Origin of the sequence: Priestia sp. HNGD-A6 (assembly GCF_045784335.1) — a bacterium.
GTDB classification, from domain to species: Bacteria; Bacillota; Bacilli; order Bacillales; family Bacillaceae_H; genus Priestia; species Priestia zanthoxyli.
Window position 1 is genome coordinate 3,817,924 of record NZ_CP138621.1, and the last position, 22,552, is coordinate 3,840,475.

Annotated in this window: 23 protein-coding genes; all 23 read left to right on the forward strand. The window is 38.9% G+C overall.

Going from position 1 to position 22,552, the window contains the following annotated elements; genetic code table 11:
* Positions 1 to 31: 31 nt before the first annotated feature.
* The 23 genes from dprA to fliY all read left to right on the forward strand — a co-directional run bounded on the left by dprA (position 32) and on the right by fliY (position 22,538).
* Entirely contained in the window at positions 32 to 913 is an 882-nt protein-coding gene (dprA, locus tag SCI76_RS19530) for a DNA-processing protein DprA (RefSeq protein WP_033579776.1), read from the forward strand.
* A gap of 154 nt (positions 914 to 1,067) precedes the next feature.
* Positions 1,068 to 3,143, forward strand: coding sequence for a type I DNA topoisomerase (gene topA / locus SCI76_RS19535; protein WP_028411437.1), 2,076 nt, complete (start codon positions 1,068 to 1,070; stop codon positions 3,141 to 3,143).
* Positions 3,144 to 3,349: 206 nt separating this feature from the next.
* Complete coding sequence (gene trmFO / locus SCI76_RS19540; protein WP_028411436.1) at positions 3,350 to 4,654, forward strand: FADH(2)-oxidizing methylenetetrahydrofolate--tRNA-(uracil(54)-C(5))-methyltransferase TrmFO; 1,305 nt, start codon at positions 3,350 to 3,352, stop codon at positions 4,652 to 4,654.
* Positions 4,655 to 4,719: 65 nt separating this feature from the next.
* A complete protein-coding gene (xerC, locus tag SCI76_RS19545) occupies positions 4,720 to 5,622 on the forward strand; it encodes a tyrosine recombinase XerC (protein WP_243495122.1) in 903 nt (300 codons plus the stop codon).
* A 14-nt stretch (positions 5,623 to 5,636) separates the two neighbouring features.
* Positions 5,637 to 6,179: an ATP-dependent protease subunit HslV gene (gene hslV, locus SCI76_RS19550; RefSeq protein WP_013058884.1), complete on the forward strand. Its 543-nt coding sequence runs from the start codon at positions 5,637 to 5,639 to the stop codon at positions 6,177 to 6,179.
* Positions 6,180 to 6,195: 16 nt separating this feature from the next.
* Positions 6,196 to 7,596 (forward strand): HslU--HslV peptidase ATPase subunit, encoded by a 1,401-nt coding sequence (hslU, locus tag SCI76_RS19555; RefSeq protein WP_243495121.1) that lies wholly within the window; start codon positions 6,196 to 6,198, stop codon positions 7,594 to 7,596.
* 28 nt (positions 7,597 to 7,624) lie between these two features.
* The gene (codY, locus tag SCI76_RS19560; protein WP_013058882.1) at positions 7,625 to 8,404 is read left to right on the forward strand and encodes a GTP-sensing pleiotropic transcriptional regulator CodY; all 780 of its coding nucleotides are present in this window, start codon (positions 7,625 to 7,627) and stop codon (positions 8,402 to 8,404) included.
* 443 nt (positions 8,405 to 8,847) lie between these two features.
* Entirely contained in the window at positions 8,848 to 9,237 is a 390-nt protein-coding gene (gene flgB / locus SCI76_RS19565) for a flagellar basal body rod protein FlgB (protein ID WP_049166143.1), read from the forward strand.
* Between the two features lie 2 nt (positions 9,238 to 9,239).
* Positions 9,240 to 9,689: a flagellar basal body rod protein FlgC gene (gene flgC / locus SCI76_RS19570; RefSeq protein ID WP_028411434.1), complete on the forward strand. Its 450-nt coding sequence runs from the start codon at positions 9,240 to 9,242 to the stop codon at positions 9,687 to 9,689.
* Between the two features lie 12 nt (positions 9,690 to 9,701).
* On the forward strand, positions 9,702 to 9,992 hold the full coding sequence (gene fliE, locus SCI76_RS19575; RefSeq protein ID WP_028411433.1) for a flagellar hook-basal body complex protein FliE: 291 nt from the start codon (positions 9,702 to 9,704) through the stop codon (positions 9,990 to 9,992).
* Between the two features lie 49 nt (positions 9,993 to 10,041).
* Entirely contained in the window at positions 10,042 to 11,634 is a 1,593-nt protein-coding gene (gene fliF, locus SCI76_RS19580; protein ID WP_048019845.1) for a flagellar basal-body MS-ring/collar protein FliF, read from the forward strand.
* Positions 11,635 to 11,645: 11 nt separating this feature from the next.
* Complete coding sequence (gene fliG / locus SCI76_RS19585; protein WP_025750326.1) at positions 11,646 to 12,665, forward strand: flagellar motor switch protein FliG; 1,020 nt, start codon at positions 11,646 to 11,648, stop codon at positions 12,663 to 12,665.
* A complete protein-coding gene (gene fliH / locus SCI76_RS19590; protein WP_033579779.1) occupies positions 12,658 to 13,446 on the forward strand; it encodes a flagellar assembly protein FliH in 789 nt (262 codons plus the stop codon). Before fliG ends, fliH begins: the two co-directional genes overlap by 8 nt.
* The gene (gene fliI / locus SCI76_RS19595; RefSeq protein ID WP_028411430.1) at positions 13,421 to 14,734 is read left to right on the forward strand and encodes a flagellar protein export ATPase FliI; all 1,314 of its coding nucleotides are present in this window, start codon (positions 13,421 to 13,423) and stop codon (positions 14,732 to 14,734) included. The genes fliH and fliI overlap by 26 nt, the downstream gene beginning before the upstream one ends.
* A 2-nt stretch (positions 14,735 to 14,736) precedes the next feature.
* Complete coding sequence (gene fliJ, locus SCI76_RS19600; RefSeq protein WP_028411429.1) at positions 14,737 to 15,180, forward strand: flagellar export protein FliJ; 444 nt, start codon at positions 14,737 to 14,739, stop codon at positions 15,178 to 15,180.
* A gap of 9 nt (positions 15,181 to 15,189) precedes the next feature.
* Entirely contained in the window at positions 15,190 to 15,822 is a 633-nt protein-coding gene (locus SCI76_RS19605; protein ID WP_243495120.1) for a MotE family protein, read from the forward strand.
* A gap of 17 nt (positions 15,823 to 15,839) precedes the next feature.
* A complete protein-coding gene (locus SCI76_RS19610) occupies positions 15,840 to 18,458 on the forward strand; it encodes a flagellar hook-length control protein FliK (RefSeq protein ID WP_168761248.1) in 2,619 nt (872 codons plus the stop codon).
* Between the two features lie 9 nt (positions 18,459 to 18,467).
* Positions 18,468 to 18,896: a flagellar hook assembly protein FlgD gene (gene flgD, locus SCI76_RS19615; RefSeq protein ID WP_048019847.1), complete on the forward strand. Its 429-nt coding sequence runs from the start codon at positions 18,468 to 18,470 to the stop codon at positions 18,894 to 18,896.
* Positions 18,897 to 18,921: 25 nt separating this feature from the next.
* Positions 18,922 to 19,716: a flagellar basal body rod protein FlgG gene (gene flgG / locus SCI76_RS19620; protein WP_033579783.1), complete on the forward strand. Its 795-nt coding sequence runs from the start codon at positions 18,922 to 18,924 to the stop codon at positions 19,714 to 19,716.
* A gap of 35 nt (positions 19,717 to 19,751) precedes the next feature.
* Entirely contained in the window at positions 19,752 to 19,961 is a 210-nt protein-coding gene (locus tag SCI76_RS19625; RefSeq protein WP_025750317.1) for a flagellar FlbD family protein, read from the forward strand.
* 3 nt (positions 19,962 to 19,964) lie between these two features.
* Entirely contained in the window at positions 19,965 to 20,396 is a 432-nt protein-coding gene (gene fliL / locus SCI76_RS19630; protein WP_028411424.1) for a flagellar basal body-associated protein FliL, read from the forward strand.
* Positions 20,397 to 20,416: 20 nt separating this feature from the next.
* On the forward strand, positions 20,417 to 21,418 hold the full coding sequence (fliM, locus tag SCI76_RS19635) for a flagellar motor switch protein FliM (protein WP_243495118.1): 1,002 nt from the start codon (positions 20,417 to 20,419) through the stop codon (positions 21,416 to 21,418).
* Entirely contained in the window at positions 21,408 to 22,538 is a 1,131-nt protein-coding gene (fliY, locus tag SCI76_RS19640) for a flagellar motor switch phosphatase FliY (RefSeq protein ID WP_230683450.1), read from the forward strand. Before fliM ends, fliY begins: the two co-directional genes overlap by 11 nt.
* Positions 22,539 to 22,552: the final 14 nt, after the last annotated feature.

Consider the following 22,552-nt stretch of genomic DNA (forward strand, 5'->3'; position numbering starts at 1 on the left):
TATTTTGTCCATTTAAAAAGGAGATTGTAGAATGTCTGGTTTACGGGAAAAATTAATTCATTTAGCACATTGTCCATCTGTTAATTGGAAACAAATTTTTACGCTACTTCAACAGAATTCTTCATTACAAAATCTCTACGAGTACTCTCCATCACAGCTTCAAAAACTATTGACTCTCTCGATTGAACGTGCTAATCAAATAAAAAAAGATTTGCAAACTATTCCAATACGAGATATTCTAGATAAATATGACGCTGAGAATATTCGATGTGTCACCATCTTAGATGATGAATATCCTGAACTTTTGCGCCATATTTATGATCCGCCTTGGGTATTATTTGCAAGGGGGAACTTGTCTCTTTTACACGCTCCGGCAAGCTTAAGCGTTGTAGGAACAAGAAATCCTACTTCATATGGAACTGCAGCTTTAACTCGTATTGTTAAGCCGATGCTGCATGAAGAATTTGTCGTTGTGAGTGGGCTAGCCTTAGGAATTGACCAGGCTGCTCATGAACTGGCTATCGCTGAAAAAGCTAAAACGATTGCAGTTTTAGGCGGAGGGTTTTATAATATTTACCCAAGAGGAAACCAAAATTTAGCAAGAGAAATTGCGCAGCATCATTTGCTGCTTTCTGAATATGCCCCGTTTATGAAGCCGACGAAATGGTTTTTCCCTCGCAGAAACAGAATCATTAGCGGATTAACAGGAGGCACGTTGGTGGTGCAAGCAAAAGAAAGAAGTGGATCTTTTATTACCGCCGACCAGGCGCTTCAGCAAGGAAGAGAAGTATTTGCCATACCGGGTTCTATTTTTGAAGAAACATCATGTGGAACGAATAAGTTAATCCAATTAGGGGCAAAACTTGTGCAAAGCGCTGCTGATATTACAGATGAAATGATGTATATAAGATGAATGTTTCAAAGTAGTCATATTCTTGCATGGTATGAAATACTAGTGAGATACGTAGGAAAATCGTATGACTTATCTTTTTGACATTTGACAAACAAGAACCAAATATTTAATAATAATGAAGATTTTATTCTACCTCTTGAGGAGGAACAAATAGATGTCTGACTACCTAGTAATTGTAGAATCGCCTGCAAAGGCTAAAACAATTGAACGTTATTTAGGAAAGAAATATAAAGTAAAAGCATCGATGGGACATGTTCGCGATTTACCTAAAAGTCAAATGGGAATTGATATTGAACAAGATTACAACCCGAAATATATTACAATTCGCGGGAAAGGCCCGGTTTTAAAAGAACTAAAAACAGCGGCTAAAAAAGCAAAAAAGATTTACCTAGCAGCCGATCCAGACCGTGAAGGAGAAGCGATTGCATGGCATTTGGCGCACAGTTTGGATGTAGACATTGCATCGGACTGCCGCGTAGTGTTTAACGAGATTACAAAAGAAGCGATTAAAGAATCTTTTAAACATCCACGAGCAATTAATATGGATTTAGTAGATGCTCAACAAGCACGACGTATTCTTGACAGGCTGGTTGGCTACAATATCAGTCCATTGCTGTGGAAAAAAGTGAAAAAAGGATTAAGTGCCGGAAGGGTTCAATCAATTGCAGTGCGGTTAATTATTGATCGTGAAAAAGAAATTGCAAAGTTTATCCCAGAAGAATACTGGACGGTAAAAGCAACTTTTCAAAAAGGGAACGACCAGTTTGAAGGCCAGTTAATCGAATATCAAGGGAAAAAAGTAGAGCTATCGAATGAAGATGATGTAACCAACATTGTTAAACAATTAGATGGAAACGAATTTTCAATTTCTAAAGTAACAAAACGTGAGCGAAAGCGTAATGCGGCTCCTTCTTTTACCACGTCTTCATTACAGCAAGAGGCAGCGCGGAAACTGAACTTCCGAGCGAAAAAAACGATGATGATTGCGCAGCAATTATATGAAGGAATTGATTTAGGAAAAGAAGGTACAGTAGGTCTTATCACGTATATGCGTACCGATTCTACTCGTATTTCAGAAACAGCTCAAACAGAAGCTAGAGATTACATTACGAACGCGTACGGAAATCAGTTTGTGGCAACGGAAAAGCGTAAAGAAAAGAAGAATTCAAATGCGCAAGATGCCCACGAAGCGATTCGTCCAACTTCAGCTCTTCGTAAACCAGGAGAGGTAAAAGAGTTCTTATCGCGTGATCAGTATCGACTGTATAAGTTAGTATGGGAGCGCTTCGTTGCTAGTCAAATGGCACCTGCCATTATGGATACAATGGCTGTAGATTTGAAAAATGGAGACGTAACATTTAGAGCGAACGGCTCAAAAGTTAAATTTCCAGGCTTTATGAAAGTGTATGTTGAAGGCAATGATGATCAAGTGGAGGAAAAAGAAAATCTTCTTCCAGACTTAGAAGAAGGAGAAGTAGCTTATTCTAAGGACATCGATGAAAAGCAGCATTTCACACAGCCGCCGCCAAGATATACAGAAGCTCGTTTAGTTAAGACATTAGAAGAGCTAGGCATTGGCCGACCGTCTACATATGCTCCAACACTTGATACGATTCAAAAGCGCGGATACGTAGCGCTCGATAACAAGCGTTTTGTTCCAACAGAACTTGGAGAAATTGTACTAGAGCTTGTATTGGAGTTTTTCCCGGAAATTTTAGATGTAGAGTTTACAGCTAAAATGGAAAACGATTTGGATGAAGTGGAAGATGGTAATGTTCAATGGGTGCGTGTTATTGACGAATTTTACAGTGATTTTGAAAAACGCTTAGAACATGCTGAAAAAGAAATGCGCGAAGTGGAGATTAAAGATGAACCTGCCGGAGAAGACTGTGAAGAATGCGGTTCACCTATGGTATACAAAATGGGACGCTACGGAAAATTTATGGCATGCTCTAATTTCCCTGACTGTCGCAACACGAAGCCAATTGTAAAAGAGATTGGCGTAAAGTGTCCGAAATGTGAAGAAGGAAATATCGTTGAGCGAAAATCGAAGAAAAAGCGTACATTTTATGGCTGTGATCGATTCCCGGGCTGTGACTTCGTATCTTGGGATAAACCGATTGCAAGAAAATGTCCGAAATGTGAAAATCTGCTTGTAGAGAAGAAACAGAAAAAAGGAACTCAAGTCGTCTGTACAAGTTGTGATTATAAAGAGGAAGCTCAGCAGTAAAAGAGAATGGGATGAATTCCCATACTTTAAATTTAAAAATAGCAGTTATATAAGATGCGGCGACATTGCTTCATGTGCTAAAATGGAAACGTTATTAGCGACATTGAGTAATGTCGCATTTTCTTTGTCCCGTTAAAAAAGGAAAAGACAAGTGAATGAATAAGCAAAATGATAGAAAAGATAGAAATGAAGTTGGAGGATTTACAATGAATGAACAAGTAATTAATGTTATTGGAGCAGGTCTTGCTGGAAGTGAAGCAGCTTGGCAAATCGCAAAGCGCGGTTTGAAAGTCCGTCTTTATGAGATGAGACCAGTAAAGCAAACACCTGCTCATCATACGGACAAATTTGCTGAATTAGTATGTAGTAATTCACTGCGTGCGAATACATTAACAAATGCAGTGGGTGTGCTAAAAGAAGAAATGCGATTATTAGACTCTGTCATTATTCGTTCAGCAGACGAGTGTGCGGTTCCAGCAGGTGGAGCACTGGCTGTTGATCGTCACGAATTTGCCTCTCGTGTGACGGAAAGCGTTAAAAACCATCCGAACGTAACGGTTGTTAATGAAGAGATTACGGAAATTCCACAGGGACCAACTGTTATTGCAACAGGTCCGCTAACGTCAAAAGATTTATCGGAACAGCTGCGCGCGTTAACAAGTGAAGATTATTTATATTTTTACGATGCGGCTGCACCTATTATTGAAAAAGACAGCATTGATATGGATAAAGTATATCTTAAATCTCGCTATGACAAAGGGGAAGCTGCCTATTTAAACTGTCCGATGACAAAAGAAGAATTCCAGCGCTTTCATGAAGCATTAATCAATGCAGAGACGGTTCCTTTAAAAGAATTTGAGAAGGAAATTTATTTTGAAGGATGTATGCCAATTGAAGTAATGGCTTCACGCGGAGAAAAAACAATGCTCTTTGGACCAATGAAACCAGTTGGGTTAGAAGATCCGAAAACAGGAAAGCGACCTTATGCAGTTGTTCAGCTTCGTCAAGATGATGCAGCAGGTACACTATATAATATTGTAGGTTTCCAAACACATTTAAAATGGGGAGCACAAAAAGAAGTATTAAGCTTAATCCCAGGTTTAGAAAATGCAGAAGTAGTACGCTACGGGGTTATGCATAGAAATACGTTTATTAATTCTCCTAAATTGTTAAAGCCTACGTATCAATATCGCGAGCGTGATGACTTATTCTTTGCTGGACAAATGACGGGAGTAGAAGGATATGTAGAATCAGCTGCGAGCGGATTAATGGCAGGAATGAACGCGGCTCGACTTGTGCTTGGTGAAGAATTGGTTGTATTGCCGCAGGAAACAGCGATTGGCAGTATGGCTCACTATATCACACATACAAACGCCAAAAACTTCCAGCCGATGAATGCCAACTTTGGCTTATTCAAAGAATTGGAAGTGCGAATCAAAAACAAACAAGAACGAAATGAAACGCTGGCTAAACGAGCATTGGAAACTATTCAGAATTTTACAACAAAATAATCAAAATTGTTTGCAAGGGCTACTTAATTGTGATAATATTTAGTAGCCCTTGTGAGGTGATAACATTGGAATTTGTTAAAGATGTATTAAATTCCTTTCTAGAATATTTACAAATTGAGAAAAATTATTCAAAATATACAGTTGACTGCTATGAAAAAGACATAGGTATCCTCATGTCTTTTATGCAGGAAGAGCAAATACAAAACCTACAAAGTGTTACATATGCTGATGCAAGGCTGTTTTTAACACGCCTATATGAAAAGCAGTATTCAAAAAGATCGATGTCACGCAAAATTTCTTGTTTGAGAACGTTTTATCGTTACTTAAATAGAGAAGAATTAGTAGAAGATAATCCATTTGCGCTCGTTACCCTTCCTAAAAAGGAAGAGAGAAATCCTCGCTTCCTGTATGAAGAGGAGATTGTGAAATTATTTCAAATGAATGACTTAACAACTCCGTTAGGGCAGCGTAATCAGTCTCTCTTAGAATTGCTGTATGCTACCGGAATACGAGTGAGTGAATGTGCATCTATTAAGCTTAGCGATATAGATTTTTCACTTCAAACTTTGCTCGTATATGGCAAAGGGAAAAAACAACGGTACGTGCCATTTGGCTGTTATGCCAAGGACGCTCTTAGAGTATATATAGATAATGGAAGAAAGCTTCTTTTAAAAAAGGCTCCTTCTGATACTCATTCGCTCTTTTTAAATTATAAGGGGACACCGTTGACAGACCGAGGCATACGCTTAGTCATTGATCAGTTAGTAAAGAAAACCGCTGAGAATATACATATTAGTCCACACGTTTTGCGGCATACTTTTGCGACTCATATGTTAAATGAAGGGGCAGATTTACGTACAGTTCAAGAAATGCTAGGTCATGAACATTTATCAACCACTCAAATATACACACATGTGACGAAGGATCGTTTAAAGGCAGTTTATATGAATCACCATCCTCGCGCATAAAAGGAGGAGTTAATTTGTCTACTTTCCATGCTACTACGATTTTTGCAGTTCAGCATAACGGTCAATGTGCCATGTCTGGGGACGGACAAGTAACGTTTGGAAATGCTGTTGTGATGAAACATACTGCTCGAAAAGTAAGACGTCTATTTCAAGGGCAAGTTCTTGCCGGCTTTGCAGGTTCAGTAGCTGATGCATTCACTCTTTTTGAATTATTTGAAACGAAGCTTGAAGAGTATAACGGAAATCTTCAGCGTGCAGCCGTGGAGCTTGCTAAACAATGGAGAAGTGACAAAGTATTGCGAAAGTTAGAAGCAATGCTTATTGTTATGAACAAAGATAACTTACTGTTAGTATCAGGAACGGGTGAAGTTATTGAACCGGACGACGGCATTTTAGCAATTGGATCAGGCGGAAATTATGCTTTATCAGCGGGACGTGCATTAAAACAACATGCAGGCGAACATTTAACAGCTAAAGAAATTGCAAAAGCAGCTTTAGATGTAGCAAGTGAGATATGTGTTTATACAAATGATCATATTATTGTAGAAGAACTGTAGGAAAGGGGATTTTTTTATGAATTCTCATTTAACACCTCGACAAATTGTAGAAAAGCTCGATCAGTATATTATTGGTCAAACGAAGGCAAAGAAAGCGGTCGCTGTTGCGCTGCGAAATCGCTATCGCCGCGGTCTGCTAGACGAATCTTTACGTGATGAAGTTGTGCCGAAAAACATTTTAATGATTGGTCCTACAGGTGTGGGTAAAACCGAGATTGCACGCCGCTTAGCTAAGCTTGTCGGTGCACCTTTTATTAAGGTTGAGGCAACAAAATTCACGGAAGTTGGATATGTAGGACGCGATGTGGAATCAATGGTTCGTGATTTAGTGGAAACGTCAGTTCGACTTGTGAAAGAAGAAAAAATGAACGGCGTGCGTGATCGTGCAGAAGAAAATGCAAACAAGCGGATAGTGGAGCTTCTTGTTCCAAGCAAAAAGAAGCAGCAATCGTTTAAAAATCCGTTTGAAATGATTTTTTCAAACGGTACACAGTCAAGCGATGCGGATCCTGATCAAGATGAGGAAACGAATATTGCAACGAAGCGCAAGCAGATTGCTCATCAGCTTGCTCTAGGAGAGCTTGAAAGTCATTATGTCACAATTGAAGTAGAAGAGCAACAGCCTTCTATGTTTGATATGTTACAAGGTTCGGGTATGGAACAAATGGGCATGAACATGCAGGATGCCTTAAGCAATTTTATGCCTAAAAAACAAAAAAAGCGCAAACTTACTGTTAAAGATGCACGAAAAGTATTAACAAATGAAGAAGCGCAAAAATTGATTGATATGGATGAAGTGACGCAAGAAGCTGTGAATCGTGCAGAACAATACGGAATTATTTTCATTGACGAAATTGATAAAATTGCTCAAAAAAGTGGTAATTCATCTTCCGCTGATGTTTCACGTGAAGGCGTGCAGCGAGATATTTTACCAATTGTAGAAGGATCAACGATTGTTACCAAATATGGTGCAGTCAAAACTGATCATGTTTTATTTGTAGCAGCTGGTGCTTTCCATGTATCAAAACCGTCGGATTTAATTCCAGAATTGCAAGGTCGATTCCCAATTCGCGTTGAATTAACGAAGCTAACCGTTGAAGATTTTATAAACATTTTAGTAGAGCCAGATAATGCGTTATTAAAGCAATATGCGGCATTATTGGAAACTGAAGGTATACAAATTGAATTTTCTGACGATGCTATACGTAAGATTGCAGAAATTGCATATCAGGTAAATCAAGATACAGACAATATTGGTGCAAGAAGGCTTCATACGATTTTAGAACGTTTGCTAGAGGATTTATCGTTTGAAGCACCAGAAGTAACATTAGAGAAAATTGTGATTACTCCGCAGTATGTGGAAGAAAAATTAGAAAAAATCGCTAAAAACAAAGATTTGAGTCAATTTATTTTATAGAACTGAAATCGCAGGAGGAAGAGTACTAATGGATTTATTAGGGAAAACTAGAAAGATTAATGCAATGCTACAAAAAGCAGCTGGTAAACCAGTAAACTTTAAAGAAATGGCTGAAACACTTTGCGAAGTGATCGAATCAAACGTATTCGTAGTAAGTCGTCGCGGTAAATTATTAGGAATCGCTGTTAAACAGCAAATTGAGAATGCGCGCATGAAAGATATGTTAGAAGCACGCCAGTTCCCAGAAGAATATACTCAAAGCCTATTTAACATTCAAGAAACATCTTCTAATTTAAACATTGAAAGTCAATATACAGCTTTCCCAGTTGAAAATAAAGACTTATTTGATGCAGGACTAACAACAATCGTTCCAATTATCGGAGGCGGAGAGCGTCTAGGTACGCTTGTACTATCTCGTTTAGACCGTCAGTTCGAAGACGATGATTTAATCCTTGCTGAATACGGTGCAACGGTAGTAGGTATGGAAATTCTTCGTGAAAAAGCAGAAGAGATTGAAGAAGAAGCACGTAGCAAAGCTGTTGTACAAATGGCAATTAGCTCATTATCATACAGTGAGTTAGAAGCTATTGAGCACATCTTTGAAGAGTTAAATGGAAATGAAGGACTATTAGTCGCAAGTAAAATTGCTGACCGCGTTGGAATTACACGTTCAGTAATCGTAAATGCGCTACGTAAATTAGAAAGTGCTGGCGTTATTGAATCACGTTCGCTAGGAATGAAAGGAACTTACATTAAAGTTCTTAACAACAAATTCTTAGTAGAGCTTGAAAAATTAAAATCTAACTAAGTTTATGAACCAAAAAGCACACGGGCAAAGCCCGTGTGCTTTTTTTATATGCTCTCAGTATGAAAAGGTTCGCTCTGGGTTAAGACGATTCGTTCACTATTTTTATAAATCTTTAACAAACTTCATATAAAAATCTAAAAATTATATTATAGAATCTTTAAATAGTAAAAAGATACTAGTTGATTACAAATCGTTACTTTTATTACATATTGTTCAGGACTTATGGTATGTATTTTGAATTTAAATTAAAAAAATAGAGCTAAAGTACAGCATTGATGTTAAAATATGCTTGGAAATCGAATGAAAATTTTGGTTTATAGTCCAAAAGTTCTTAAAAAAGGATAGACATTGCATGAAGTTTTTCTTACAATAAGTTCTATGGTACTAAAGTCGAAATTTGTCTCATTTTTGAGAAAAATAGAATAGGTAAGCAGGTGTAAGAATTGAGTTTGTTTTCAACTACTTTTCAAACAATTGAAAATGGAATTAGCTACGCGTCACAAAAGCAGCAGACGATTGCACAAAATATCGCAAACGTTGATACTCCAAATTATAAATCGAAAACAGTATCGCGTACGAGTGAATTTCGAGATTTATTACATAACGAGTTAGAAGCATATCAGACTGATTCAAAACATATCCCATTTTCCGATTCATCCCAGCGAGTGATTACCCAGCAAGGAAACACTTCCTATCAAGCAAATGGAAACAATGTGGATATGGATAAAGAGATGGCGGATATGGCTGAAAATCAAATTTACTATGAGGCGCTAGTAGATCGTTTAAACGGAAAATTTAATTCTCTTCAAACAGTCATTAGAGGGGGGGAATAAGTTTGACTATTTTTCAAAATATGAATATTACATCTTCAGCTTTAACTGCCAATCGTTTAAGGATGGACGTTGTTTCATCTAACATGGCGAATGCTGAAACGACAAGAGGGACGTACGTTAATGGTGAGTGGCAGCCTTACAAAAGAAAAATGGTTGTCATGCAGTCTGATCGTTCGCCTTCTTTTTCGTCTCTCTTACACTCCGAAATCAATAAAAGTCAAAACAATGGTGTAAAAGTCACAGATATCGTAGAAGATAATACTCCTTTTAATTTAGTATATAATCCGACGCATCCAGATGCTAATGACCAAGGGTACGTGCAGATGCCGAACGTAGATCCCTTAAAGGAAATGACGGATTTAATTAGTGCTACTCGATCCTATGAAGCAAACGTGACGGTCTTTAATACAAACAAAAATATATTAACAAAGACGTTAGAAATTGGAAAATAAAGGAGCGATAAAATGATTAATGGTATCAGCAATCAAATAGCAATAGCAAAAACAGCCGCTTCGACTGGCACTGGACAAACAACTCAACAGTTTTCAACGTTTTTAAAAGACTCAATCAATGAGTTAAACAATGCTCAACGCGCTTCGGATATAGCGACTGAAAAGCTTGCTAAAGGAGAAAATGTCGAACTCCAAGATGTAATGATTACTGCTCAAAAAGCAAGTATTACGATGCAAACGGCTCTTGAAATACGCAATAAAGCTGTTGAAGCCTATCAGGAAATGATGAGAATGCAAATGTAATTGAGCGGTTATTAAAGAAAATGAAAATAGTAATAACCGGAGGAATACCATGAATGAAAGAATAGCTCTTTATCGAGATAAGATGAAAGTCTTTTGGAATAACCGCAAAAAAGGACAGAAAATAGCCCTTATCGCTGCTCCTCTTGCGGCTATTCTAGTCATTAGTTTAGCATCTGTTTTCTTAAACAAAGATAAATTTGTCCCTCTTTATAGCAATCTATCGGCTCAAGAAACAGGACAAATCAAAGCAGAGCTTGATGCTAGAAGCGTCCCTTCAGAAATCTCTGATAATGGAACAACCATTTCGGTGCCTGAACAAAGCGTTGACTCGCTAAAAGTTGATTTAGCTGCACAAGGAATTCCTGATAGCGGAAGTATCGACTATTCGTTTTTTGGGAAAAATGCGAGCTTTGGTATGACAGACAATGAATTTGATGTGTTAAAACTCGATGCGATGCAAACTGAATTGGCTAACTTAATGAAAAACATTCAAGGAGTCAACGATGCAAAAGTGATGATTACCCTTCCCAATGAAAGTGTATGGGCGAATGAAAAGCAGGGAGAAGCCTCTGCATCGATTGTGCTTAATACAAAGGCTGGTTATAAATTTGATGATCAGCAAATTAAATCTCTTTATCATTTAGTATCCAAAAGTGTGCCAAACCTTCCTACAGATAATATCGTCATTATGAACCAATATTTTGAGTACTTTGATTTAAAAGGAAATGAAACGGATTCAGCTTCTAGCTCATTTGCTTCGCAGAACGAAGCGAAAAAAGAAGTTGAGCGGGATATTCAGCGTCAAGTACAGCAAATGCTAGGAAGACTGGTCGGTCAAGACAAAGTAATGGTCTCGGTTACAGCAGATCTTGATTTTACACAGGAAAATCGCGAAGAAAAGCTAGTAGAGCCTGTTGATAAAGATAATATGCAAGGAATTGCCGTTAGCGCTGAAAAAATCAATGAAACATTTTCTGGTAAAAATGCTCAAGATGGAGGCGTTGCTGGAACAGGAGAAGAAGATACAACAAATTACTCATCTAGCACAGCAAGTGGAGACGGAGACTACGAAAAAAACGAAGAACGTATTAATTATGAAGTGAATCGAATTCATAAAGAAATCGTTGAAAGTCCATACAAAATTCAAGACCTTGGCATTCAAGTAATGATAGATCCCTCCAATGCAAAAGGGAAATCACAAGTGTCCGATACGCTTGAGTCAGACGTTCAAAAAATGTTAGGTACAATTGTCCGTACTTCTATTTCAAAAGATGCAAATACGAAAGCTCTCTCGGATAACGCGGTCAGCGATAAGATTACCGTTTCCGTTCAGCCGTTTAATGGACAAGAAACAGCTGACAGCACAGCAAGTTCGATTCCATTGTGGATGTATATAATCGGAGGAGCACTGCTGCTTATTATTGTTGTTCTTATTGTGCTGTTGGTTAGGAAAAGGCGTCAAGACTTAGATGAAGACGAATATGATGAAGAGTATGATGAAACTTTTGAAGCATATGAAGCGGCACAAAAAGCCCCTGTTTTAAGTGCTGAACAGCAAACAAAAAGCAATCTTGAAACGTTAGCGAAGCAAGACCCAGAAGAGTTTGCAAAGCTGCTACGAACATGGATTAGTGAGGATTAGGAGGAAAGCTAATGGTAAAGGCTATGCAAAAAAATGAGTTAACTGGAAAGCAAAAAGCAGCAATTTTGTTGATTTCTCTCGGTCCGGATGTATCAGCTTCTATCTATAAACATCTTAGTGAAGACGAAATTGAGCAACTAACGCTTGAAATTTCTTCAGTGAGAAAGGTAGAGCCGTCCCTAAAAGAAGCTGTGCTTCATGAGTTTGAACAAATAACGCTTGCTCAAAACTACCTTGAAAAAGGAGGAGTAAGCTATGCGAAACAGGTGTTAGAAAAAGCACTTGGACCAGAGCAGGCTATGATGATTATCAATCGATTAACTTCTTCTTTGCAAGTTCGTCCGTTTGACTTTGCCAGAAAAGCTGATCCTATGCAGCTGTTAAATTTTATTCAGCATGAGCATCCTCAGACGATTGCCCTTATTTTATCTTACTTAGAACCGCCGCAGGCAGGACAAATCTTATCATCACTGCCTCAGGAAAGGCAAGCGGATATTGCAAGGCGGATTGCAACGATGGGAAGTACGTCTCCGGAAGTCATTAATGAAGTGGAGCAAATTTTAGAGAGAAAGCTTTCAGCTACCGTTACCCAAGACTATACCCAAACAGGTGGTTTAGAAGCAGTAGTTGAAGTATTAAATGGAGTGGACCGAGCGACTGAAAAAATTATTATTGATACGCTTGAAATTCAAGATCCGGCATTAGCAGAAGAAATCAAACAGCGAATGTTTGTATTTGAGGATATCGTAACGCTCGATAACCGTTCTATTCAGCGTGTGATACGAGATGTAGAAAATGATGATTTATTGTTGAGCTTAAAAGTAGCAAGTGAAGAAGTGAAATCTATTATTTTTAAAAATATGTCTAGCCGTATGGTGGAAACGTTTAAAGAAGAAATGGAATTTATGGGCCCTGTGCGTTTGAAAGATGTAGAGGAAGCCCAGTCACGTATCGTTGCTGCAATTAGACGTTTAGAAGATGCTGGTGAAATTGTACTAGCTCGAGGTGGAGGAGACGATATTATTGTCTAATATCATTAAATCAACTTATACGAACAAACTTTCAGACGAAAATGCTAAGCACATTCAAGTCATTCCATTTGGTTTTCCGATACAAGATGAGCCGACAGAAGAACATCTTCAGCAAGAAAATGCACAGCACGTTATTGAACAAGCGCATAGTGAAGCTGAAATGATAAAGGCCGAGGCAGACGCTTACCGCAAACAGGCTCAAAACGAAGTTGAACGTTTGAAAAAGCAGTGGGAAGAAGAGAAGGTGCTGCTGTTTCAACAAGAAAAAAAACGCGGCTATGAAGAAGGGTACGAAGAAGGGCTGCTTCAAGGGAAACAAGAGTACGAACATGTATTAGCCATGTCGCGAAACATCGTTGACGAAACAAAGAATCAGTACTACGAATATATAAATCAATCTGAAGAAGTCATTTTTGAATTAGGTTTCACCCTAGCAGAAACGCTTTTAAATGAGCAGCTTCAAAGAGATGAATCATTTTTATCACTTGTTGCAAGGTCTTTAAAAGAAGTTAGAGAACATAAAGAAATCCAGCTTTTTGTTTCTCCCAAAAAATATGCATATGTATGTGAACATAAACGAGAACTGTTCGATTTATTAAACGGAGAAACCGGGCTGTTTATTTATGCAGATGAAAATCTTCAGGAAATGGATTGTGTCATCGATTCCTCTTATGGGCGTCTTGTTGCTTCTTTTGATAGTCAGTTAACGGAAATGAAGAAAAAATTAAAAGAACGTTTGTTAGAGGGGAGTAAACATGAAAGTCGCACAACTCATTCATGAAATCCCGCGCACATCTTCTTTTAAACGGTACGGGAAAGTCAGCCGAGTAGTAGGAATGATGATTGAATCTAAAGGACCTAGAACGTCAATAGGAGATGTTTGTTTTATTCATCTCAGTGAACGAGGAGATAAAATTCGTGCAGAAGTTGTTGGTTTTAACGGTGAGCACGTCGTTTTAATGCCTTATACGTCTGTTCGATATATCGGACCTGGCTGCCTAGTGGAAACAACAGAAAAACCTCTGCAGGTAAGCGTGGGGAAAGAGTTAATAGGTCAAGTGCTTGATTCGTTAGGCAACCCTTTAGATGGGTCTGAACTTTCTCATTATTTGCCTTTTGTTTTAACCGATCAAGACCCCCCTAATCCTTTAGAGCGCCCGCCTATTGAACAGCCTATTGAAGTAGGTGTACGGACGATTGATAGTTTGTTAACCGTAGGCCGAGGGCAGCGCATAGGTATTTTTGCAGGAAGCGGTGTTGGGAAAAGTACGCTGCTTGGGATGATTGCTCGTAATACAAAAGCAGATATCAATGTCATTGCCCTTGTAGGCGAGCGAGGAAGAGAAGTTAGAGAATTTATTGAACGAGATCTTGGAGAGGAAGGGTTAAAGCGCTCCGTTGTAGTAGTTGCTACCTCGGATCAGCCTGCTCTACTTCGAATGAAAGCAGCATATACAGCTACTTCTATTGCTGAATACTTTCGAGATGAGGGGCTGAGCGTCATGATGATGATGGATTCTGTTACCCGTGTAGCAATGGCTCAGAGAGAAATTGGATTAGCCGTAGGTGAACCTCCGACTACCAAAGGTTATACACCATCTGTTTTTGCTAGCTTGCCAAGGCTGCTTGAACGTACAGGGACTAATCAACATGGATCTATTACCGCTTTTTACACTGTATTAGTAGACGGTGATGATATGAACGAACCTATTTCGGATACGGTGCGAGGCATTATAGACGGACATATTGTACTAGACAGGGAGCTTGCCAATAAAGGTCAATATCCGGCCATCAATGTCTTAAAAAGCGTTAGTCGCGTGATGAACCATATCGTAAGTGAACGGCATAAAGAAGCAGCTGAAAAACTGCGTTCATTAATGGCTACCTACGCTAATTCTGAAGACTTAATTAACATAGGTGCCTACAAAAGAGGATCTTCTGTTTACATTGATGAGGCAATCCACTATCATCCTGTCATTGAGGCATTTTTAAAGCAAAAAACGAACGAACATCCATCGTTTGAAACAAGTGTAACAAAGCTCTGTGAACTGTTTGTGAAAGGTGAGTAAATATGGCATATGAATTTAGGTTATCTAAAATAATGGCAATTAAGTCAAATGAAAAAGATGAACTGCTATCTCAATATAATCAGTCCCTACAGCAGTTTGAAACAGCGGGTGAAAAGCTTTATAAAAAGTTAAAAGAAAAAGAAACGCTGATTGAACAGCATACGGGCAAAATGAAGCAGGGGCTTTCTATTTTAGAAATTACATCATTTCAGCAGTTTTTAACAAGTGCCGAACGAGTGATTGAAAGGCTGCAACAAGAGGTCATGTTTGCCAGACAGCAAATGAACTTAAAGAAACTGAAGCTAGAAGAAAAGAATATAGAAGTAAAGAAGTATGAAAAATTAAAAAAGAAAGACTACGATTCTTATATAACAGCGGAAAAACAATTAGAAGCGAAGCAAATGGATGAGCTGTCTTTACAGCAGTACATGCTGCATAGAAATTAGGTGAAAAACATGGCTAAACGAAAAGAATTAAGAGAAGAGTACGAAGAAGAAAACTATGAAGGTGGGAAATCTTACAGTAAAAGCCAGGTGTTTTTATTTTTAATCTTTATTCCAGCGGTGTTCCTCATCTTGGCAGCTTACATTGTCCTGACACTTTTAGGCGTCAATATAAATGATAAGGTTTCTGCTGTTACACACGCCATTCCATTTGTATCAAGTGAGCAGTCACAAAAAAATGAAAATATTCAAGAAAGCAATGAAGAAATACAAAAGCAGGTTGAGAGCCTTCAAAAGAAGCTGAGCACGAAAGAAAAGCAAATTTCAGCCTATGAGAAAACGATCAGTACAAAAGATCGTCAAATGGATGAACTAAAAATTGAAATGCGTGATATGGAAGAAAAAGCCGATGACGAAGCGAAAAAACAAAAGAACAATCAGCTGGCGAAAAAAGATGTCATTGCTACCTATGAAAACATGTCTCCTAAAAATGCAGCGCTCATTTTTGCCGAATTAAAAGAAGACAAAGCGGTCGCGATGCTTAAGCAGTTCAAAGCAAGTACAAGAACGGCAATCTTAGAAAAAATGGATCCGAAAGTAGCTGCACGCTATACGACATTGTTAACAGATCAGATTGATGAATAAAAGCAGAGGTGAAAACAGTGGAAATTTCACTACGTCCAGCAGCTGCATCAAAGGTAAACTGCGATGAAAAAGCGGCTGTTATTCAGACTCAGGGTTTTTTTGAAGAAATCGTTCAACAGCTTCAGCAGCTAAATGCGCAACCTTTAGCGAGCCGGGAAAAATCATTGAATGAACAAGCGATAAATCAAGACGTCTTTAACGCGGTCGGGTTAATTGCGATTCAGTTAAGCGAAGCAGAATATGAAGGAGATGAACCGTCTGTCTTATACGAACATCTAGCCGAGATGATCAGTAGTATTCCAAGTAGTCTAGATTTGGAACAGCCGCTTCTAAAGCTGCAGCACGTGTTAACAGAAATGCAGCAGGAACCTGTTTCATCTAAAACAGACAGTCAAGAACAATATTTGTCTTCTATTTCCAGCTTGTTGACTATATGCAAAAACACGTCGTCTGCGTTTCAAACAGAGTTTGCTCAGCTGATGGAAGAACTACAAAAACCGCAGCTACAGTCAGTGAAGATTTCAGATTCGCAGCTTCAAGGCTTGCGGAAAGCTGCTGTTGAAAAAATAGAGAAAATTCATAAACAACCACGTGTATTAACCGATACCTTACATGAAAAGCGCTCAGCTGGTTTTTTCGCCGTTGTTCATTCAACTTCAAAAAATTCTCTAAAAGATATGAGCGCTGTTCGTAAAGAAGAAAAAGGGCCGCTATTTAATCAGCTTCCATGGAAAAAAGATGTGGTTTTAGGTAACCCAAGTATAGATAGTGAAAGTTCTTTCACTGCTAAAACAGCCGGGTTGACGTTAAAAAATAACCCATCAGCTTTTGGAGCTGGAGAAATGCTTAAGATTCAAGAGTTTTCTATTGATCTAGGGCAAGCAAACTCTGATCATCAACAGTCTGACGATCTGGTAAATGAGCTGCAAAAAATATGGAGTAAAGCTTCGATCAGTACTGAAGAAGGAGCATCTAAGCTTTCCATTAAATTGTTTCCAAAGCAGCTAGGTACGATTTCGATTGAAGTGCTTCAACAAGACAATGAAAAAATTGCGCAGGTTGTGGTAACGTCAGCGAAAACAAAAGAGCTGTTAAATTCCAACCTTTTCAGTTTACGACAAGCTCTTGCGTCTCAACGCGTAGCGGTTGATCAAGTGGATGCGGCGGGCGTTCAAGTAGCTCCAGAAAGTTCTGTAACAGAGATGAATGCTTTTGGTAAAGAAGAAGAAGAGCCGCAGTTTTCTATTGATTTAAGCCAAGCAAAATCAGACTATCAGCAGTCTAGGGATTTGGTGAATAATCTGGAAAAAATATGGAGTGAAGCTTCCATCAGTATTGAAGAAGGAGCATCAAAGCTTTCCATTCAGTTATTTCCAAAGCAGCTAGGTACGATTTCAATTAAAGTGTATCAACAAGACAATGAAACGGTTGCACAAGTAGCTGTATCGTCAGTGGAAACAAAAGAGCTGTTAAATTCCAACCTTTTCAGTTTACGGCAAGCTCTCGCTTCTCAGCATGTATCGGTTGAACAAGTGGATGCGGCGGACGTTCAAGCAGCTCCAGAAAGCTCTGTAACAGATATGACTGCTTTTGGTAAAGAAGAAAAAAGGCCGCAGTTTTCTATTGATTTAGAGAAAGCAAAATCAGATTATGAACAGTCTAGCGATCTGGTAAACAAGCTGGAGAAAATATGGAGTAAAGCTTCGATTGGTTCTGAAGAGGGAGTATCCAAGCTTTCCATTCAGCTATTTCCAAAGCAGCTAGAGGCAATATCAATTGAAGTGCTTCAACAAGACGATGAAACGATTGCGCAGGTTGTGGTAACGTCAGCGAAAACAAAAGAGCTGTTAGATGCCAATCTTTTCAGATTACGGCAAGCTCTCGGGTCTCAGCATGTATCGGTTGAACAAGTGGATGTGGACGCTGTTCATACAGCTTCAGAAAGTTCCGTGAAAAATATGACTGCTTTTCCTAAAGAAGAAAAAGCACCGTTTTTTAATCAGCTTCCATGGAAAAAAGATGTGGTTGTACCCAGCGGAAGTATAGATACCAATAGCTTTTTGGAAAACAGCGAAAGTCCGGCAGGTACACACACAACCGGGGCGCCAGTAGGGAATCAGGCATCATCCTTTGGAAGTGGAGAAATGCCTAAGCTTCAGCAGTTCTCTATTTATCTAGGGCAAGCAAAATCTGACTATCAGCAGTCTAGCAATTTGGTAAACGAGCTTGAGAAAATATGGAGTAAAGCTTCGTTTAGTGCCGAAGAGGGAACATCCAAGCTTCTCATTAAGTTATTTCCTAAACAGCTAGGTGCGATTTCAATTGAAATGCTTCAGAAAGACAGCGAAACGGTTGCGCGAATTGTCGTATCGTCAGCAAAAACAAAAGAGTTATTGGACTCCAATCTTTCAACTTTGCGGCATGGTCTCGCGTCTCAGCATGTATCAATTGATAAAATCGATGTGCTACTGTCAGAACAAGCGATGTCGTTTAACAATGAAAACGACCAGCAAAAAGAAAGACAGGAAAAAGAAGCGTTTAAAAAAGAAGAAGAAGATCAAGATTCACAACAATTGGAAGAATCGGCTTCCTTTCTATCTTCTTTTGAATCAGCGCTCATTAACTACAACGTATAGGTGATAACAATGACAAATGAAATTACGTCTGACTTGTATTTAAGCAATAGGGACACACAAGTGAAGCAAACGGGAAACAGCTCGCTTGGCAAAGATGACTTTTTGAAGCTTTTGATTGCTCAGCTTCAAAATCAAGATCCAATGAATCCAATGGAAGACAAAGACTTTATTGCTCAAATGGCTCAGTTTTCTTCCCTTGAACAAATGACAAATATGAGCACATCGCTCAATACGTTTGTAACGCAGTCTCAGGCTTCTCCTATTTTAAAAGGAAGCGAATTAATTGGTAAAACCGCTGCATGGTTAGATGAAGAAGGAAATAAAAAGCAAGGAGTCATTTCAACAGCATCCGTCAAAAACAATGAGGTATCGTTTACGATCAACGATGAAAATCATACGGTACTTTCGCTAAACGATATCTTAGAAGTAAGCAGTTAACCAACCAAATTTAAGGAGTGATTTTATGTTACGTTCGATGTATTCAGGAATCAGCGGCATGAAAAATTTTCAAACCAAATTAGATGTCCTAGGAAATAACATTGCCAATGTTAATACATACGGCTATAAAAAAGGACGTACAACGTTTCAAGATTTAGTAAGTCAGCAGGTAGCAGGAGCGACGGCACCGGGAGCTAACCGTGGAGGTGTTAATGCTAAACAAGTCGGGTTAGGTTCACAGATTGGCACGATTGATACAGTTCAAACGGCAGGGAGTATTCAGTCAACGGGACGTCCGCTTGATTTGGCTATTTCTGGGGATGGGTATTTTGTTGTAAATGATGGAAACACAAATTATTACACAAGAGCAGGTAATTTTTATTTGGATAGCAGCGGTAATTTGGTAACGGGTGATGGACTGTATGTACAAAAAACCGGAGGAGGGAATATTAATATTCCTTCAACAAGTAAGAGCTACAGTATAGGAGCAAATGGGAAGGTTAATATCATAGATGCTAACGGAAATATAACTCCAAATACACCAACAATTGAACTTGCTAAATTTGCAAATAATGAAGGACTCCAAAAGGCAGGAGGAAATTTATTTACTCAAAGCGTAAACTCAGGAAATCCTTTGCTAGGAGCTCCAGGAGCCAACGGTACAGGAACCTTCGTCTCAAGCGCCCTTGAAATGTCCAACGTTGATTTATCGGAGGAATTCACGGACATGATTGTTGCACAGCGCGGATTTCAAGCGAATACAAGAATTATCACAACATCCGATGAAATACTGCAAGAATTAGTGAATCTAAAACGATAGGCGGGAGGAAGGAGTAGGTATTACTCCGGTTGATTATGATCACTTTAACGAGGCTAAACGGCAAAACATTTACGTTAAATGCTCTTTACATCGAGCAGGTTGAGGCATTTCCAGATACAACTATTACGCTAACAAATAACAAAAAGCTAGTGGTAAAGGATTCAGTTGAAGAAGTGAATGAGAAAGTGACGAGTTATTATCAGCGAATTAACGTATTAGGACTGCAGCAAACGACGGAGGAATAAAGTGTGTTCAAAAATAAGCTAATTAGTAAGATGATTATTATCCTGCTTTCTCTTACTTTAATAGGAAGCATTGCGGTTATTGTGACGTTAAAGTATACGGAGCAGGCAAGTACCGAAAAAGGTCCATCTATCGACGATGTGATTAAAGCTTCTGTGGATGTAACGGATATTAAAACCAATTTAAAAAGCAATAACTACATCAGCATCTCCTTTAAAATTCAAATGGATAGTAAAAAAGCGGCAGCAGAGCTTCAAAAAAGAGACTTTCAAGTAAGAGACATTATTATCAAACGGCTCTCCGATATGAGTGCTCAAGATTTTGAAGGAACGCAAGGGCTCAGTACGTTAGAAACAGATATTGCAAAGCAAATTGATCAATTAATGGAAAACGGACATGTTGTTAAAATTTATACAACGTCTAAAGTGTTGCAGTAAAGAAAAAGGGAGGGAAGCTAGTGGCTGGGGATGTATTATCACAAAATGAAATTGATGCACTATTATCCGCGTTATCAACCGGAGAGATGGATGCGGATGAGCTAAAAAAGGAAAATAAAAAACAGCGCATTCGTACATATGATTTTAAACGCGCGCTGCGTTTTTCAAAAGATCAGATTCGCAGTTTGACGCGAATTCATGAAAATTATGCGCGCATGCTCATCAACGTCTTTTCGGCACAGCTTCGTAACGTTGTACAAGTGTCCGTTGTATCAGTGGATCAAATTCCGTATGAGGAGTTCATTCGCTCTGTTCCGAAAGTAACCATCTTAAATGTGATAGCTGTCCCTCCTTTAGAAGGGCATATCATTATGGAAGTCAATCCGAACATTGCCTATGCGATGCTTGACCGCTTGCTCGGGGGACAAGGCGAGAGCGGTGGGAAAATTAGTAACTTAACGGAGATTGAAACGAGCTTGGTTCGAAACTTGTTAGAGAAAACGTTAGACAGTATGAGAGAAGCTTGGAGTTCTATTGCGGAAATTGAACCTGAAACATCAGAGTTTGAAGTGAATCCTCAGTTTTTGCAGGTGATTTCACCAAATGAAATTGTCATCGTCATTTCATTAAACGTACAAATTGGAGATGAAACGGGCATGATCAATCTATGTATTCCGCACGTGACGCTTGAGCCGATTGTGTCCAAACTGTCCGTTCATTACTGGATGCAATCTTCGAAAAAAGAACCTAACGTACAAGAGGTTGAGCAGCTAAAGGAACAAATTAAGGATGCGGAATTGCAGGTTGTAGCCGAGCTAGGAAAAGCGGATATTTCCATTGAAGATTTCCTAGCATTAGATGCGGGAGATGTTATTCGACTGCAAACAAGCGTTCATAATCCGTTAACTATTTACGTCGGAGAACAACCTAAATTTATTGCACAGCCTGGAAAAGTCAGTCGGAAAGTCGCTGTGCAAATTCTAGATGATGTTAAGAGGAGGAACGAAAGGAATGAACGATGACATGCTTTCGCAAGATGAAATTGATGCGTTGTTAAAAGGAACTTCTTCACTTGACGAGTTTTCAGAGCCGAATAAGTCAAGTCAAGTAGATGATTACTTTACGGAAATGGAAAAAGACGCGCTTGGCGAAATTGGAAATATTTCGTTTGGCAGTTCAGCAACAGCGTTATCGGCTTTATTGAATCAAAAAGTCGATATTACCACACCGTTTGTATCGCTCGTATATAAAGAAGAGCTGACGGATGAATTTCCAAATCCTCATGTCGCTGTGCAAGTTCAGTACACAGAAGGCTTTTCTGGTACGAATTTGTTAGTTATTAAACATGAAGATGCAGCTGTTATTTCAGATTTGATGCTTGGTGGAACGGGAGAGAATCCGACGGAAATCATGGATGAAATTAAGCTGAGTGCAGTGCAGGAAGCGATGAATCAAATGATGGGTTCTGCAGCGACGTCTATGTCTACGGTATTTCAAAAGAAAATTGATATCTCTCCGCCGAGCTTAGATATTTTAAATATTCAAAAAGGAGAAGGCACAGAGCTGATTCCCCAAGATGACGTCTTTGTAAAAGTCTCTTTTAATTTGAAGGTAGGCACATTAATCGATTCGAATATTATGCAGCTGTTATCGATATCTTTTGCCAAAAGTTTGGTGGAAGAGCTCTTAGTTCCAAGCGCAGAAGGTACCGCAGCTTCTATTGAAAAAGAATCAGACCTTAACGAAAAGCAAACAGAACCGCTGACAGCTGAATACATACAGCATGAAGAAACACAGCAGGCAGAACCTGTTCATGTACCAGTTGATGTTCAGCCCGCATCGTTTTCAGAGTTCGAGCACGTGTCTTCTCCTCAAGGGGATTCGCGAAATTTAGACATGCTGCTTGATATCCCGCTTCAAGTTACCGTGGAGCTTGGAAGGACTAAGCGAACGGTTCAAGAGATTTTAGCATTATCTTCTGGTGCAATCATTGAACTTGATAAACTAGCAGGCGAACCGGTAGATATCTTGATTAATAGCAAATTAATTGCAAAAGGTGAAGTGGTCGTCATTGACGAGAATTTTGGCGTTCGCGTAACTGATATTATTAGTCAAAGAGACCGTATTAACAAACTAAAGTAATGATTTTTAGGAGG

Bases quoted from the DNA above. Each gene is read 5' to 3' on its own strand.
- fliE (WP_028411433.1), top strand. From the start codon at position 9,702: ATGATTAATGGTATCAGCAATCAAATAGCAATAGCAAAAACAGCCGCT.
- fliI (WP_028411430.1), top strand. From the start codon at position 13,421: ATGAAAGTCGCACAACTCATTCATGAAATCCCGCGCACATCTTCTTTT.
- trmFO (WP_028411436.1), top strand. From the start codon at position 3,350: ATGAATGAACAAGTAATTAATGTTATTGGAGCAGGTCTTGCTGGAAGT.
- fliY (WP_230683450.1), top strand. From the start codon at position 21,408: ATGAACGATGACATGCTTTCGCAAGATGAAATTGATGCGTTGTTAAAA.
- fliG (WP_025750326.1), top strand. From the start codon at position 11,646: ATGGTAAAGGCTATGCAAAAAAATGAGTTAACTGGAAAGCAAAAAGCA.
- SCI76_RS19605 (WP_243495120.1), top strand. From the start codon at position 15,190: ATGGCTAAACGAAAAGAATTAAGAGAAGAGTACGAAGAAGAAAACTAT.
- fliJ (WP_028411429.1), top strand. From the start codon at position 14,737: ATGGCATATGAATTTAGGTTATCTAAAATAATGGCAATTAAGTCAAAT.
- codY (WP_013058882.1), top strand. From the start codon at position 7,625: ATGGATTTATTAGGGAAAACTAGAAAGATTAATGCAATGCTACAAAAA.
- dprA (WP_033579776.1), top strand. From the start codon at position 32: ATGTCTGGTTTACGGGAAAAATTAATTCATTTAGCACATTGTCCATCT.
- flgD (WP_048019847.1), top strand. From the start codon at position 18,468: ATGACAAATGAAATTACGTCTGACTTGTATTTAAGCAATAGGGACACA.
- flgG (WP_033579783.1), top strand. From the start codon at position 18,922: ATGTTACGTTCGATGTATTCAGGAATCAGCGGCATGAAAAATTTTCAA.
- hslU (WP_243495121.1), top strand. From the start codon at position 6,196: ATGAATTCTCATTTAACACCTCGACAAATTGTAGAAAAGCTCGATCAG.
- SCI76_RS19625 (WP_025750317.1), top strand. From the start codon at position 19,752: ATGATCACTTTAACGAGGCTAAACGGCAAAACATTTACGTTAAATGCT.
- topA (WP_028411437.1), top strand. From the start codon at position 1,068: ATGTCTGACTACCTAGTAATTGTAGAATCGCCTGCAAAGGCTAAAACA.
- fliF (WP_048019845.1), top strand. From the start codon at position 10,042: ATGAATGAAAGAATAGCTCTTTATCGAGATAAGATGAAAGTCTTTTGG.